Annotated in this window: 10 protein-coding genes and 1 other annotated feature; of the genes, 3 read left to right on the top strand and 7 right to left on the bottom strand. The window is 56.9% G+C overall.

Annotated elements, in window-relative coordinates; all coding sequences use genetic code 11:
- The gene (locus B5F80_RS04370; protein ID WP_087477606.1) at positions 1-888 is read right to left on the bottom strand and encodes a radical SAM protein; all 888 of its coding nucleotides are present in this window, start codon (positions 886-888) and stop codon (positions 1-3) included.
- A gap of 261 nt (positions 889-1149) precedes the next feature.
- Here B5F80_RS04370 and B5F80_RS04365 point away from each other — a divergent pair, with 261 nt between their 5' ends.
- Both B5F80_RS04365 and B5F80_RS04360 read left to right on the top strand, forming a co-directional pair.
- Complete coding sequence (locus B5F80_RS04365; protein WP_198947422.1) at positions 1150-2499, top strand: hemolysin family protein; 1350 nt, start codon at positions 1150-1152, stop codon at positions 2497-2499.
- A gap of 155 nt (positions 2500-2654) precedes the next feature.
- Positions 2655-2913 (top strand) — a binding site (T-box leader).
- An 83-nt stretch (positions 2914-2996) separates the two neighbouring features.
- On the top strand, positions 2997-3986 hold the full coding sequence (locus B5F80_RS04360) for a bile acid:sodium symporter family protein (protein WP_087477604.1): 990 nt from the start codon (positions 2997-2999) through the stop codon (positions 3984-3986).
- An 89-nt stretch (positions 3987-4075) separates the two neighbouring features.
- On the opposite strand, the gene B5F80_RS04355 is transcribed toward B5F80_RS04360, so the two are convergent.
- Entirely contained in the window at positions 4076-5044 is a 969-nt protein-coding gene (locus B5F80_RS04355) for a hypothetical protein (protein WP_204246344.1), read from the bottom strand.
- A 113-nt stretch (positions 5045-5157) separates the two neighbouring features.
- Complete coding sequence (locus tag B5F80_RS04350; RefSeq protein ID WP_087477603.1) at positions 5158-6057, bottom strand: DMT family transporter; 900 nt, start codon at positions 6055-6057, stop codon at positions 5158-5160.
- A gap of 143 nt (positions 6058-6200) precedes the next feature.
- Between B5F80_RS04350 and B5F80_RS04345 the strand changes: the two genes are divergently transcribed.
- Complete coding sequence (locus B5F80_RS04345; protein ID WP_143747160.1) at positions 6201-7106, top strand: LysR family transcriptional regulator; 906 nt, start codon at positions 6201-6203, stop codon at positions 7104-7106.
- Positions 7107-7235: 129 nt separating this feature from the next.
- On the opposite strand, the gene B5F80_RS04340 is transcribed toward B5F80_RS04345, so the two are convergent.
- The 4 genes from B5F80_RS04340 to gltB all read right to left on the bottom strand — a co-directional run bounded on the left by B5F80_RS04340 (position 7236) and on the right by gltB (position 14298).
- Entirely contained in the window at positions 7236-8087 is an 852-nt protein-coding gene (locus B5F80_RS04340; protein WP_087477601.1) for an aldo/keto reductase, read from the bottom strand.
- 25 nt (positions 8088-8112) lie between these two features.
- Complete coding sequence (locus tag B5F80_RS04335) at positions 8113-8679, bottom strand: flavodoxin family protein (protein WP_087477600.1); 567 nt, start codon at positions 8677-8679, stop codon at positions 8113-8115.
- A 16-nt stretch (positions 8680-8695) separates the two neighbouring features.
- The gene (locus B5F80_RS04330; RefSeq protein WP_087477599.1) at positions 8696-9547 is read right to left on the bottom strand and encodes an aldo/keto reductase; all 852 of its coding nucleotides are present in this window, start codon (positions 9545-9547) and stop codon (positions 8696-8698) included.
- Between the two features lie 194 nt (positions 9548-9741).
- Complete coding sequence (gene gltB / locus B5F80_RS04325) at positions 9742-14298, bottom strand: glutamate synthase large subunit (RefSeq protein WP_087477598.1); 4557 nt, start codon at positions 14296-14298, stop codon at positions 9742-9744.
- Positions 14299-14468 lie beyond the last annotated feature (170 nt).

The following is a 14468-nucleotide window of genomic DNA, read 5'->3' as shown; positions in this document are numbered from 1 at the left end:
TCAGAAATTACCGGTGTCGTTTAAGAGGGGACGCACGTTGTCGGCCCGGGGAATATACCGTTCCAGCGTAGCCAGCATGGCGTCCTTATCCATCGGCAGGGTGCCGCCGACGGGGACAAGGTTGGACACGTGATTGCTGCGGAAAATGCAGGGATTTTTCATGTCCGTATGGCTCAGAATCATATGGAGCTCTTCGAGGAAGCCCCGGGCCGTGAGAGGCGTAAACTTGCCTGTGACGACTTCTTCGTACAGCGGCACGTTGCCGGGGATGATGAGGGTCAGGGCGCTGAGCATGGTCGGGTTGATGGCCGATACGACTTCTGCCGTATGGAGGGCGTGCTCCTTTGTCCGCTCCTTGCCGCCCAGGCCGATGAGGATCATGGCCGACAGCTTCATGCCGGCGTCGAGGGCCTTTTTGCCGGCTTTGACAGTCAGCGCGCCTGTCGTGCCTTTCTTGACGTGGCGCAGGACTTCATCGTCGCCGCTTTCGATGCCCATGTACACGATGCCCAGGCCGGCTTCGCGCAGGCGCTTCAGGTCTTCCGGCGATTTGCGGTTCAGGTCGGCCGGCGTGGCGTAGGCCCCGATGCGGTTAATATTGGGGAACGTAGCATAGCATTTTTTCAGAATATGGATCAAATCGTCCGTCGGCAGGACGAGGGCGTCGCCGTCGGCGAGGAAGACGCGGCGCACGAAGGGGTAGGCCTGGGCGGCCCGCTCGATAATGCCGTCGATTTCCTCGAGGGAACGGACGCGGTATTTGGAATCTTTGTACATCGCACAGAACGTGCACATATTATGGGAACAGCCGATAGTCACCCGCAGGATAAAGCTGCGCGCTTCGCTGGGCGGCCGGAATACGAGGCCTTCTGCGTTATCAATCATCATATAAGCAAACCATCCTTTCTCATGTATATTATACACAATTATACGCATATAAGTAAAATTTTCAAATAGTTTTTTCGGTCTGGCCATGGCAGGAAATGGCAGGGACAAAGAATCACGCCGCCTGAGGACAGCTATGCAAATTTATAATCGTACCGCCCCTTTGAAGCCTTTGCGTTATATGATACAATAAAAATGATATTTCTTTTTAATACTATTTGCTTTTTGAGCGGAGGTGACTGTTTCCTTCGGGAAACGCTGTACTTGGATTATTTTGAGATAACTTTCAACATCATTTTGATTTTAGCCTTAGTCGTGCTGAACGGTTTCTTCGTAGCGTCGGAGTTTTCCATCGTCAAGATGCGCCCGTCGCGAGTCGATACGCTGCTTAAGGAAGGGAATAAGAGCGCCGTATACGCCCGCACGGTGACGGAGCATCTGGACGCCTACCTGTCGGTGACGCAGCTGGGCATTACCCTGGCCTCCCTGGGGCTGGGCTGGATCGGCGAGCCTGCCGTGGCCAAGATGCTGGCGCCGGTGTTTCATTTTTTCCAGGTGCCCGTACAGCTGGAGCACACGCTGGCCTTTATCGTCGGCTTTTCCCTGATTACGGCCTTGCACATCGTATTGGGCGAGCTGGTGCCGAAATCCCTGTCGATTCAGAAGACCGAAGCCGTGGTGTTGTTCGTATCGCGCCCGCTGATTCTGTTTAACAAGCTCATGTACCCGGCCGTCTGGACGCTGAACCATATCGCCAACTGGACGCTGCGCCGCATGGGCATACAGGCTGCCAGCGAGGCGGAAGAAGCTCATAACGAAGAAGAAATCCGCATTTTGATGAAGGAAAGCTATAAATACGGCTATATCGACAGAAGCGAGCTGACCTATCTCGACAACGTCTTCGATTTTTCCGACCGCAGCGCCGGCGAGATCATGGTGCCCCGTACGGATATGGTCTGCCTGTATCTGGACGACAGTTTCGACGACTGCGTCGAGACGGCCCTGAACGAGCGCATGACCCGCTACCCCATCTGCGACGGCGACAAGGACCACATCATCGGGTTCCTGCACATCAAGGACCTCCTGCGGTCTTTGAAGGACGGGAAAAAATCGGACTTGCGGACCTTGGCCCGCGACGTGCTGGAAGTGCCGGTCTTCATGCCTATCAGCAAGCTCCTGCGCCAGCTCCAGAAGGAACGGAAGCAGTTGGCTGTCCTCATCGACGAGTACGGCGGTACGGCCGGCATGGTGACGATCGAAGATATCCTGGAAGAGCTCGTCGGTGATATTCAGGACGAATTTGACGAGGAACGGCCGGAGGTAGAGGAAAAGACCGATAAGATCTACTCCGTCGATGGCAAGATGCTGCTGGAAGACGTAAACGACTTGTTCGAGCTGGAGCTGGAAGACCAGCAGTGCGATACTATCGGCGGCTGGGTCTACACGCAGCTCAACACGCAGCCCGAAGCCGGCCAGATGGTCAAGCTGCCCAAGGCGGAAATTTACGTGGAAGAAGTGGAAAATCTCCGCATTACGCGCTTGAAGATCAAGCTGCTGAGCGAGCTGGACGACGTCAGCCAGGATATGCTCGACGAGCAGCTGAACAAGGATTGACGGGCCTCCGCCCTTCGGCGCTGCCGGATAGATGATACGTTTTACTGACTTTAAAATATAAAGTTAAACGATTAATTTATTTAGTAAACTTCGTAAAATTTTAAAAATGTATTGACTTTGAAGGATTTAAGCGTATAATAAGCTTCAACGAATACAAAACAGTGTTGATTGGGAATAGTACTGCTGCCGCAGAAATTACAGAGAACCGGCCGTATGCTGAGAGGCGGGATGGAAGCGCTGCAGGAAGTCGCCCAGGAGCAGCTGCCCGAACGCTTATCTTTCCAGTTAGTAGACGCAGCCGGCAGGCATCCGTTATCATGCCGGGCATTAAAAGGATTTTCCGGAGATGCCGACGAGGGGTCCCGACGGGCAACAAGAGTGGTACCGCAGAGTATATGATACTTTGTCTCTTTTTGAGGCAAAGTATTTTTTTTTCGCCAATCGCCGTTTTGCTGTTCGTTATACGTAAGATAGGGGTACAGAAAGGGGTTTTTTGTATGATGAAATGGATTGGAATGCTGAGTGGATTTGTTGGACGGTATTTGACGTATATCGTCTTCTTGGTCGTCCTTTGGGCGTACTTCATGCCCGGCGCGTTTTTGTGGTCCGTGCCCCATACGGTTACGCTTCTCGGCATCATCATGTTCGGCATGGGCATGACCCTGCACGCCAAGGATTTCAAGCTGGTCATCCAGCGGCCGAAGGAAGTGCTCATCGGCTGCACGGCTCACTACACGATTATGCCTATCGTAGCCTATGCCCTGGTGCTGGCCTTTGACCTGACGCCGGAACTGGCCGTCGGCATGGTATTGCTCGGCTCCTGCCCCAGCGGCACGGCGTCTAACGTCATGAGCTTTCTGGCCAAGGGCGACGTCCCCCTGGCCGTGTCGATTACGACGGTTTCGACGCTGCTGGCGCCGATTATGATGCCCTTTATCGTCTGGGCCCTGGCAGGCCAGTGGGTCGAAGTCTCGTTCTTGGCCATGGCCATGACCGTCATGAAGGTAATTCTCGTGCCGCTGGCTGCCGGCCTGATCGTTCACAAGATCATCGGTGAAAAGCACATCGCTTCGTTGTCCAAGGTACTGGTCCTCATTTCGGCCTTCGGCGTGCTGACCATCGTCGGCGGCGTCATCGCCATCAACGGCGCGAAGATTTTGGAATTGGGCTTCTTCATGGTCCTCATCGTATTGGCTCATAACCTGTTCGGCTTCGGCATCGGCTACTTCGTGACGGGCAAGCTGGGCCTGGGACAGCGTCAGCGCCATTCTGTTACGCTGGAAGTAGGCATGCAGAACGACGCCCTGGCTATTTCCCTCGTGTCGGTATTCTTTGCTCCCGCCGTGGCGATTCCCGCGGCTATCGGCGCGGCTATTCACCAGGTCACGGGTTCGATTCTGGCTGGTATCTTCGCCCGCAAGATGGACGCCATAGAAGCGCGGAAGGCCGCCGCAGCGGAAGCCGTTCCGGCGCCGGCCCACCACTGAGCCGCTGCACTTTATAGAATATTATTTATGGCGTAAAAAACAGCGTATGTCCGATAAAAAGAGAATGGACATACGCTGTTTTGCATATCTTATGTTTTGAAATTTTTGTATACTACGCAGGCGATAAAGAGAAGCCCAGCGTAGCCGATGGCCGGATAGAGGACAGCGACTAAGTGGCCAAAGGAAAAGAGGCTGACAACGTAGGTAAACAGGGCGACGGCAACGGCAAAGGCGACGTTGCCTTGTTTTCCCCAGCAGGTGACGCGGCTGCAGATGGACCACATCATGACGGATGACGAGGAAAAGATGCCCAGGAGCAGCGTGATGGAAAAGGCCGCGCCCAACAGGGGATGGAGTTTTTGCGCCAGGTACAGGACGGGGATGTCCAGTCCTGCGGCGGCATTGCCGTTCAGCAGGATAGCCGTGGTCATGACGGCGATGCAGAGGATGACGACGAAGGCACCCAGGAACGCGCCGGCCCGCAGCTCTTGCTTGGAAGTGGCGGAGACGCCCAGGCGGGTGAAGTACATGCTGGGCGGAAAGAAATTCAGGCTCAGGTGCAGGACGGCGCTCAGAAACCAGTTGGGCGCCGCCTGATAGGGGGTGAGGGCTGATTCATAGCTTTCTATTTGGGAAAATTGGCCGTAATCGGCGGCGATGGCGCCGCAGCCGATGGCTAAAGAAAAGACGATGATAACCGGCCCGATAGAGGAAATGACCTGGATGAGGCGCTCGAAGCCCATGAGGTAGGCCGCCAGCAGCAAGCCGGTCATGACGGCGGAGCCGAGAGGCTGGGGCACGCGGTAATATTCGTACAAGGTCGCTCCTGCGCCGGCGACGAGGACCGGCATGAGCAGGATCAGCGTGGCGATGATGAGCCACGTATAGACGAGGCCGAGCCTTTGGCCGCAGAAAAATTGAAAGTGATTAAAGCCCGGTTCTTTTTTGTGTTCGAAGCCTGTCCGCATCAGCAAGTAGGCCATTCCTAAAAAGCCGACTAAATTGACGGCGACAGCCCCGTACCCATAAAGGCCGAAGCTGGCGTAAAACCGCAGCATTTCCTGGCCCGTAGCGAACCCTGAGCCGATGACCTAGGCGATGAAGGCTCCGGCGATGCGGATGCTGTGTCTGATGTCGAAGGTATTGGCAGGCATGGGAATCCTCCTTTACATTACCGGGAAGGCCACTGTACTACGATGAGGAAGACCGTGGCCAGGATGCAGACGAAGCCGGCGAGCTCGACGGGGTGGAAGGCCGTGCCCAGCCAGGCGGCAGAGACGACGGCCGCTGTTACCGGTTCCAGCGTGCCGATGAGGGTGGATTTCATCGGGCCGACGAGGCGGATGCCCTGTACGAAGAGCGTAAAGGACAAGGCCGTGCCGACGAGGATGATAAAGGCGACGGTGAGCCAGCCGACGGCGTCCAGCTCCGGCGTCATGCCCCAGGCCTGCACGCCCAGGCAGAGGGCGGAGCCGCCGATAATCATGCCTGCGGCGTTGACCGGCACGGCGCCCCACTGGATGGCCAGGCCCTGGGACAGGGTGGGGTAAGCGACGCAGCCGACGGCTCCGATGAGGCCCCATGTCAGCCCTTGAGGAGACAGGACCATCGTCGACGGGTTACCGTTCGTCGCGACGAGGAATACGCCCAGAACGGCCAGGGCGACGGAGACGAGCTCGCGGGCCGACGGCCTGCGGCGGAAGCGGACGGCCAGGAAAAAGGACATGAGGACGACGTTGAGGGTCTGAAGTACCGTCGCCGTTGCCGAATTGGAATATTTGATGGCCGTCAAATAGGAATACTGGCAGAGCAGGAGTCCGAAAATCGACAAGAGGAGAAGATTGCGGAGACTGGCCGGGTCGTGAAACATGCCGTAAAAGGCGTTCCGCTGCTTCGGGAAAAACAGGACTAGGAGGACGACGCCGGCGGCAATCATGCGCAGCGCCGTAATCCAGGCCGAGTCGACGACGTAGTGGGTGAAGAGATATTGGCTGACCGTACCGTTGACGCCCCAGGTGACGGCGCCGAGGACGCAGTATAGAATGCCTTTATAAAGAGACGATAGAGCCATACTGTAACAAACTTCCTTTCACGTGTATGTTTAATCAGTATAGCATACCTTGACGGAAACGGGAATAAACGATACCAATTTCTTGACCTCTGCTAAGGGGCGTGCTACAATTCGTGTACTACACAGAAGGGGAGGATGACATCGTGCTGAGTCAACAGCTGCAAGTCTTTTTACAAGTCGCAGACAGCGGCAGTTTTGCCAAGGCTGCCCAGCGCCTTTTCGTCACGCCGGCGTCGGTCATGAAGCAGATGAACGCCCTGGAGCGGCGGTTGGGCCTTACGCTGCTGATGCGGAACAATCAGGGCGTTTCGCTGACGGCGGCAGGCCGCTCCCTGTATGAAGACGGCCTGAAGCTGCAGGCCTATGCCGCCGACGCCGTGACCCGGGCGAAGCAGGCCGGCGGCCGGGACGGCGTGACGATCCGCGTCGGATCTTCCCTGCTCAACCCCAGCAAGGTGCTGACGGACCTGTGGGCTCCGCTGCGCGAAACCTATGGGAACTATACGTTCCGCATCGTCCCCTATGAAGATACGAAGGAACAGATTCTGTCGGTCATCACTTCCCTGGGCGACCGCATCGACGTCTTAGTGGGCTCCTTCAACTCCCGCAGCATGCAGGCCAGGGCCAATTACCTGCCCTTGGGGACGTATCGGTTCTGCATCGCCCTTCCTGAAGGCCATCGCCTGGCGTCGCGGAAGACCCTGACGCTGGACGACCTTCACGGCGAGCGCGTCGTCATGGTAAAAAGCGGCGATACAGAGCAGATAGACGAGTTTCATCGCCTGCTGAAGCGGGAGCATCCCCAGATTATCATCGAAGAGGCAAGCTATTATTACGACGTCGATACGTTCAATCTCTGCGGGCAGCAGGGCTTGCCCCTCTTGACGCTGGACGCCTGGGCAGGCGTGCATCCCTCGCTGATTACGCTGCCCCTCGTCGATTTGGATTACGGCGTTTCCTACGGGATTTTATATGCCCGGAAACCGTCTGAGGCAGTGCGGGGATTTATCGACATCATTCGGCGGCACGTTGCCGGCTCGGCAGAATAAAATATGATATATGACACACAGGGTCGGTCCTTGCGGGGCCGGCCCTGTGTGCTGTATGGAGAAGTATGGGTTACTTGTAAGACTATGCTGGTAAATAGTTCTTAGGATTGAACGCATATTGCGTTGACTTCACTCATGTACCTTATACGCATTCAGCAGCATGTCGCCCATGCCCGGCGTTTCCGGGTCGTGGCTGCCCTTTCCCGTATCGAGGCCGCGTATCCGCACCATGTCCTCGTCGGTCAGGGAAAAATCGAAGATGGCGATATTGTCGGCCATGTGCTGAGGATTGGTCGACTTCGGCAGGACGACGAAGCCTTCCTGTACTTCGAAGCGCAGGATGATTTGGCCGGCTGTCTTATTGTATTTATGGGCCAGGGCCGTGACGAGGGGATGGGTGAGAAGGGCTTCGTCGCCGTGGCCTAAGGGGAAATAGGCTTCCAGTGCTGTGCCGCAGGTATCTAATGCTTCACGAAGCTGTTTCTGCTGGAAGAAGGGATGGCATTCGACTTGATTAACTGCCGGCATCGTGTCGAACTGGGGGACGAAATGGTTCCAAATGTTGGGCGTCATGTTGCTGACGCCGATGGATTTGATTTTTCCGGCTTTTTGGGCGTCTTCCATGGCTTTCCATGCGCCGGGCACGTCGCCGTAGGGCTGATGAATCAGATACAAGTCCACGTAGTCGAGGCCCAGCTTTTTCAAGGACGCGTCGATGCCCTTGCAGGCGGCGTCATAGCCGTAGTCCTGAAGCCAGAGCTTGCTGGTGATGAAGAGTTCGTCACGAGGGATGCCGCTGTCACGGACGGCTTTGCCGACTTCGTCTTCATTGAAATAGGCCGCCGCCGTGTCGATGTGGCGGTAGCCGAGATGCAGGGCCTTCGTCACGGCGTCGTAGGTGCTGCCGTCGTTGGGGATGAGAAATACGCCGAATCCGACGGCGGGGATAGTATTTCCATCACGTAAGGTTATGTATTCCATCTGAGTATCCTCCTTGGTATACAGGTTATTCGTTCAGCCAGCAGGCGAGCTGATGCACTTGTTCTAAGTAATCGGGCCGGTTTGCGACGTCGCCGGCATTGGGGATATGGTTGAAGATGAGGGTTTGAAATTGTTCGGCTCCTATTTGGCAAAAGCCGCTCACTGTCCAATCGGCATATTTTTTTACCTCCTCTTTGGGGCTGTCCCAGAAGGAGCAGACGAGGGCCGCTTTTTTGCCGTATTTCGCCGTATTGGACATGCCCTTTTTACTGAAATCGAACCAGGGGTAGAACCGCTCGATAAACAGCTTTGCCAGCGACGATACCTGCTGGTTGTAAATGGGAGTGGCGACGACAATGGCGTCGCAGGCCTCGATGACTGGCAGCAATTTCGTAATGTCGTCGTCCTGCACGCAGCGTTGGCCCTCCGTTCCCTGGCAGGCGCCGCAGGCTTTGCAGTACCGGCAGTCTTTGTCCCGCATGGTAAAGACGACGACGCGCTGGTCTTTCAGATCTTCCGCTAAATTTTGAGTGATGATTTCCGAGTTGCCCTTGGCTCTGGGGCTGGCGTTGACTAGTAAAATCGTTTTCATGATGTATCCTTTCTGTTTACTCGTGAATTTTATGACGGTTTAAGAACTGGACGACATCGATGTTCAAGTGGTCGATGATTTCCGTGCGTCCCGTGTCCAGGGCGGCGATTTGGGACATGTCTTCGCTGTCGAGCTCGAAGTCCCTGACGTCCATGTTTTCGATGAGCCGGTCCTTGTGAACCGTCTTGGGAATGACGATGACGCCGCGCTGGAGGGTAAAGCGCAGGGCGACCTGGGCGACGGTTTTGCCGTGCTTTGCGGCGATGCCTTTCAGGACGGGATTATTCCAAATGTCGTGGCCGCCTTCGGCGAAGGGACCCCAGGCCATAGGCGCGACGTGCAGCTTTTTCATGACCTCCAGGTCGTAGGCGCGCTGGTAAAAGGGATGGCATTCGATCTGGTTGACGGCCGGAAGGATGTCGGCGTTTTCGCAGAGGTCGGCCAGCCGGTCGGGATAGAAATTGGAAACGCCGATAGCCCGGATGGTTCCTTGGCGGCACAATTCCTGCAATGCCCGCCACGAGCCGTAATAGTCGGACAACTGCTGATGGAGCAGTACTAAGTCGACGTAGGGCATGTCCAGCTTTTGCAGGGAAGCGGCGACGGCGCGCTTCGTCTGTTCATAACCGAAGTCCTGTACCCAGACCTTCGTCGTGATGAAGATGTCTTCGCGGGGAATGCCGCTTCGCTTGACGGCGCGGCCGACGGCTTCTTCGTTTCCGTAGGCGGCGGCCGTGTCGATGAGGCGGTAGCCGGCGCGCAGGGCGTCCCGTACGATTTGTTCGCAGCGGGACGCGTCGTCTATTTGAAATACGCCGAGGCCGAGTATGGGCATTGCGACGCCGTTGTTGAGGGTTACTGTGTTCATGTTTGTCGCTCCTTTTGCTATGACGATTGAAAAACTGTGTATATCTATATTGTAAGGTGCCCGTCTCTGCTGGGGAATAACCAAAAAAGCTACGACGTATTGACTAAAGGTAAATGCAGAATTGTCAAAGCGCTGCAGACGGCAGACGAAAAACAGCCGCCTGTATCAGGCGGCTGTCGCTGCAATAAGCATATTTACTTTTTCTTGCCGTGTTTCTGTTCGAAGGCGATCATATGGGCTTCTTCTTCGCTGTGGCCTTCGGCCTGGGCCTGGGCGATGAGGGAGACCATTTCTTCGTACGCTTCGGGGATGACTTTCGTAATCCGCGATACGGTGTCTTCCCAGTTTTCCAGCAGCATGTGGCCGAGGTTGCTGTCCGTGTAGGCGACGTGCTTTTCCAGAAGCGATTTGACAAACTGCTGTTCGTCCGGGTCGGTCAGGTCTTCCAGCTTGACCAGGTCGGGGTTGCACTTGGCCGGCTCTAAGTCGTAGACATAGGCGATGCCTCCGGACATGCCGGCGGCGAAGTTGCGTCCCGTGCTGCCGAGGATAAGGACCCGGCCGCCAGTCATGTATTCGCAGCCGTGGTTGCCTACGCCTTCGACGACGGCTGTCGCGCCGCTGTTGCGGACGCAGAACCTTTCGCCTGCCGTGCCGTTGATGTAGGCTTCGCCGCTCGTCGCGCCGTAGAAGGCGACGTTGCCGATGATGATGTTGTCTTCAGCCGGGAAGACGGAGCCCCGCGGCGGCGATACGATGATCTTGCCGCCGGACAGGCCCTTGCCGACGTAGTCGTTGGCGTCCCCTTCAAGGGACAAGGTCAGGCCCTTGGGGATAAAGGCGCCGAAGCTTTGGCCGGCAGAGCCGACGAAGGACAGGCTGATCGTATCCTCCGGCAGCCCCTTTTCGCCGTAGCGCCGCGTGATTTCGCTGCCCAGGAGGGCGCCGGTGACGCGGTCCGTGTTTTGGATGCGCAGGCGGGCGCAGATGTGCTTTTTCTGTTCCAGCGCCGGCCGGCACATGCGGATGAGCTTGGACATATCCAGGGTAGCGTTGATGCCGTGGTCCTGGTCCATGGTGCAGTGGTGGCCTACGGAAGCGTCCGTATAGGGGCGGAAGAGGAGGTTTTTCAGGTTGACCGTCGCAGCCTTCCAGTTGGGGACGTGCTGCTTTTGCTTCAGGCAGTCGTAGCGGCCGACCATTTCGTCGATGGTGTGGAAGCCGAGGCGGGCCATGATTTCCCGCAGGTCCTGGGCGACGAACCGCATGAAGTTGACGATGTATTCCGGCTTGCCCTTAAAGCGCTTGCGCAGCTTTTCGTCCTGTGTGCAGACGCCGTAGGGGCAGGTGTTGAGGTGGCACACGCGGAGCATGTGGCAGCCGATGGTCAGGAGCGGAGCTGTGCCGAAGCCGAAGATTTCCGCGCCGAACAGGGCGGCGATGGCGACGTCCCGGCCGGTGAGCATCTTGCCGTCGACTTCGACCTTTACGCGGTCGCGCAGCTTGTTGAGAAGCAAGGTCTGCTGCACTTCGGCCAAGCCGATTTCCCAGGGCAGGCCGGCGTGGCGCAGGCTGGTCCGCGGCGACGCGCCCGTGCCGCCGTCGTAGCCGCTGACGACGATGTTGTCGGCCTTTGCCTTGACGACGCCGGCCGAGATGGTGCCGATGCCGGCTCCCGACGTGAGCTTGACGCCGACGCGGGCTTTGGGATTGACGTTTTTAAGGTCGAAGATGAGCTCAGCCAGGTCTTCGATGGAGTAGACGTCGTGGTGGGGCGGCGGCGAAATGAGGGCGACGCCCGTCGTGGCGTGACGCGTCTTGGCGATATCCGGGTAGACCTTGCTGCCCGGCAGGTGGCCGCCTTCGCCCGGCTTTGCGCCTTGGGAGCATTTGATCTGCAGCTCGTCGGCGTGGATGAGGTAGTTGCTCGTCACGCCGAAGCGGGCCGAGGCGACCTGCTTGATTTTGTCGTTCGTTTCTGTGCTGAACCGGGCTGCGTCTTCGCCGCCTTCGCCGGTGTTGCTCATGCCGCCGAGGCGGTTCATGGCCGTGGCGATGCATTCGTGGGCTTCCTTGCTGAGTGCGCCGTAGCTCATGGCGCCGGTGCGGAACCGCTTGACGATGGAGTCGACCGATTCGACTTCTTCGATGGGAATGCTGCAGCCGGCGGGATATTCGAATTCCAGAAGGTCGCGGAGGCGGAAGATGGAAGACGTATTGACCCGCTCGGCATATTCCTTATAGATATCGTAATTCTTTTCCTTGCAGGCCTTCTGCAGCAGGCGGACCGCTTCGGGGTCGATGATATGAGGCTGGCCGCCCTTGTGGTACTGGTAGAAATCGCCCCGTTCCAGCGCGTCGTCGGAGCCGTAGGCCGTTTCGTGGCGCAGGGCGTTTTCCCTGGCGATTTCCGTGATGCCGATGCCTTCGATGCGCGACGGCGTGTTGCAGAAATACTTATTGATCAGGTCCTGCTTGATACCGACGGCTTCGAAAATCTGCGCGCCGTGGTAGCTGTGGACCGTAGAAATGCCCATCTTGGACATGACGGCCAGGATGCCCTTGACGGCGGCGTCCATGTAGTTGTCGCGGGCCTTTTCATAAGTCATCTTGCCCAGCTTGCCTTTGAGAATTAGTTCCTTGATGGATTCGAGGGCGATGTAGGGGTTGATGGCCGTGATGCCGTAGCCGATGAGCGTGCAGAAGTGGTGGATTTCCCGCGGTTCGCCCGATTCGAGGATGAGGCCGACGTCGGAGCGGACCGTCTTGTCGATGAGGTAGTGGTGCAGTGCTGCCGAGGCCAGGAGGGCCGGAATGGCGGCCATGCGGGAGTTGACGCCACGGTCGGACAGGACGAGGATATTGGCACCGTTCTTTATGGCTTTCAAGGCGTCGATGCACAAGGATTCGATGGCCGTTTCCATGCCTTCGGCACCGCTGTTGACCGGATAGAGCATGGATAGCGTGGCGGCCCGCAGCTTCTTCGACATGAGGGACTTGACGACGGCCATTTCTTCATTCGTAATGAGCGGCGTTTTTAAGTACAATGCCGCCGTGGCTTCTTCGTTGGGGTCCATGATGTTGGCTACGTTGCCGGCCATGACGGCCGTCGCCATGACGATGTTTTCGCGGACGCCGTCGATAGCCGGGTTGGTGACCTGGGCGAAGTTTTCCTTGAAGTAATCGTACAAGAGCTGGGGCTTGTCGTTGAGGACGGCCAGGGGCACGTCGACGCCCATGGAATCAATGGGCTGCTTGCCGTCGCGGGCCATGGGCAGGATGACCTTGTCCATGTCTTCCTGAGTATAGCCGAAGACTTTTTCCTGCTCCTTCAGGTCGTAGGGAATCAGGGTGTCGTTGTCCGTGATGAGCTGGTTGTTCATCAGGTCGTCCAGATGGACGATGTGCTCTTCGTACCACTGGTGGTAGGGATGCTCCGTGGCGATTTGCCGTTTGATTTCGTCGTCGTCGATGATGCGCTGTTCCTTCGTGTCGACGAGGAGCATCTTGCCCGGTTCCAGCCGGCCCTTGTAGAGGATTTCGTCGGCCGGGATGTTGACGACGCCGACTTCGGAGCTGGCAATGACCCGGTCGTCCCGCGTGACGTAGTAGCGGGCCGGGCGCAGGCCGTTGCGGTCCAGCATGCCGCCGATGACCGTGCCGTCGCAGAAGCCGATAGCCGCCGGGCCGTCCCAGGGCTCGAGCATGAAGTTATGATAGCGGTAGAAATCCCGCTTTTCTTCGCTCATGAGGGGGTCCCGTTCCCACGGCTCAGGAATCATCATCATCATGGCGTGGGGCAGGGAATGGCCCGTCATGTACAAGTATTCTAGGCAGTTGTCGAACATGGACGAGTCACTGCCCGTGGCATCGACGACAGGGAATACCTTTTCCATATCGGGGAAGAATTCCGATTTCGATTTGCTTTCGCGGGCGTTGAGCCAGTTGATATTGCCTTGGATCGTATTGATTTCGCCGTTGTGGACGATGTAGCGGTTCGGATGGGCCCTGGCCCAGCTGGGGAAGGTATTGGTGCTGAACCGCGAGTGGACGAGGGCCATAGACGTCGTGACGTCCAGGTCGGACAAATCGAGGTAGAAATGGCGGAGCTGGACCGACGTCAGCATGCCCTTGTACACGATCGTCCGCGATGACAGGCTGGCGATGTAGAAATCGGTCCCCTTTTCCTGGCTGATGGGGACGATGGCCTTTTCGGCCAGCTTGCGGATGATATACAGCTTGCGTTCAAAGTCCATCTGGTTGGTCATAGACGGGCTCTTTTGGATGAAGACTTGCAGGAAATGGGGACGAGTCGTCTTGGCGATATTGCCGATCAGGCTTTCGTCGACGGGAACGTCGCGCCATCCCAGAATAGACAGGCCTTCGGCCCGGACGATGTCCGAGAAGGCCTCCATCTGTTTCTTGCGGAATTCTTCATAACGGTGGGCGAAGATCATGCCGACGCCGTATTCGCCTTCGGCAGGCAGGGAGAATCCCAGGGTTTCGCATTCGCGGCAGAAGAATTCGTGGGGAATCTGAATGAGTATCCCCGCGCCGTCGCCGCTTTGGGCGTCGGCTCCTTCTGCGCCGCGGTGCTTCAGATTTTCCAAGATCGTGAGGGCGTCGTCGATGATGTCGTACGATTTTTTGCCTCGTATATTTGCGACGATGCCGATGCCGCAGGCGTCGTGTTCAAACGACGGGTCGTACAAGCCTTGCGGTTCCGGCAGGTCGCGCAGTTTTTTATACATACATAGTTCCCCCTTCATACTAAAAAACGAGCCGGAAAACCGCACGTGCGCAGAATCCAGGGCCCGCCTACAGGTTTACGTTCAATTATAAACAATTAATAATAAAAATGCAATGGCTTTTTGAATAATTTACGGAAAATATATAAAAATACCTAATATATTTTTGTAAA

The sequence above is a fragment of the Megasphaera sp. An286 genome, assembly GCF_002163455.1.
In the GTDB taxonomy this organism is placed as follows: Bacteria; Bacillota; Negativicutes; order Veillonellales; family Megasphaeraceae; genus Megasphaera; species Megasphaera stantonii.
This window is presented reverse-complemented; position numbering and strand designations above follow the sequence as displayed.

Excerpts from the sequence above, each read along its gene's own strand:
- B5F80_RS04360 (WP_087477604.1), top strand. The coding sequence starts at position 2,997 with ATGATGAAATGGATTGGAATGCTGAGTGGATTTGTTGGACGGTATTTG.
- B5F80_RS04340 (WP_087477601.1), bottom strand. The coding sequence starts at position 8,087 with ATGGAATACATAACCTTACGTGATGGAAATACTATCCCCGCCGTCGGA.
- B5F80_RS04370 (WP_087477606.1), bottom strand. The coding sequence starts at position 888 with ATGATGATTGATAACGCAGAAGGCCTCGTATTCCGGCCGCCCAGCGAA.
- B5F80_RS04350 (WP_087477603.1), bottom strand. The coding sequence starts at position 6,057 with ATGGCTCTATCGTCTCTTTATAAAGGCATTCTATACTGCGTCCTCGGC.
- B5F80_RS04335 (WP_087477600.1), bottom strand. The coding sequence starts at position 8,679 with ATGAAAACGATTTTACTAGTCAACGCCAGCCCCAGAGCCAAGGGCAAC.
- gltB (WP_087477598.1), bottom strand. The coding sequence starts at position 14,298 with ATGTATAAAAAACTGCGCGACCTGCCGGAACCGCAAGGCTTGTACGAC.
- B5F80_RS04330 (WP_087477599.1), bottom strand. The coding sequence starts at position 9,547 with ATGAACACAGTAACCCTCAACAACGGCGTCGCAATGCCCATACTCGGC.
- B5F80_RS04355 (WP_204246344.1), bottom strand. The coding sequence starts at position 5,044 with ATGCTGCGGTTTTACGCCAGCTTCGGCCTTTATGGGTACGGGGCTGTC.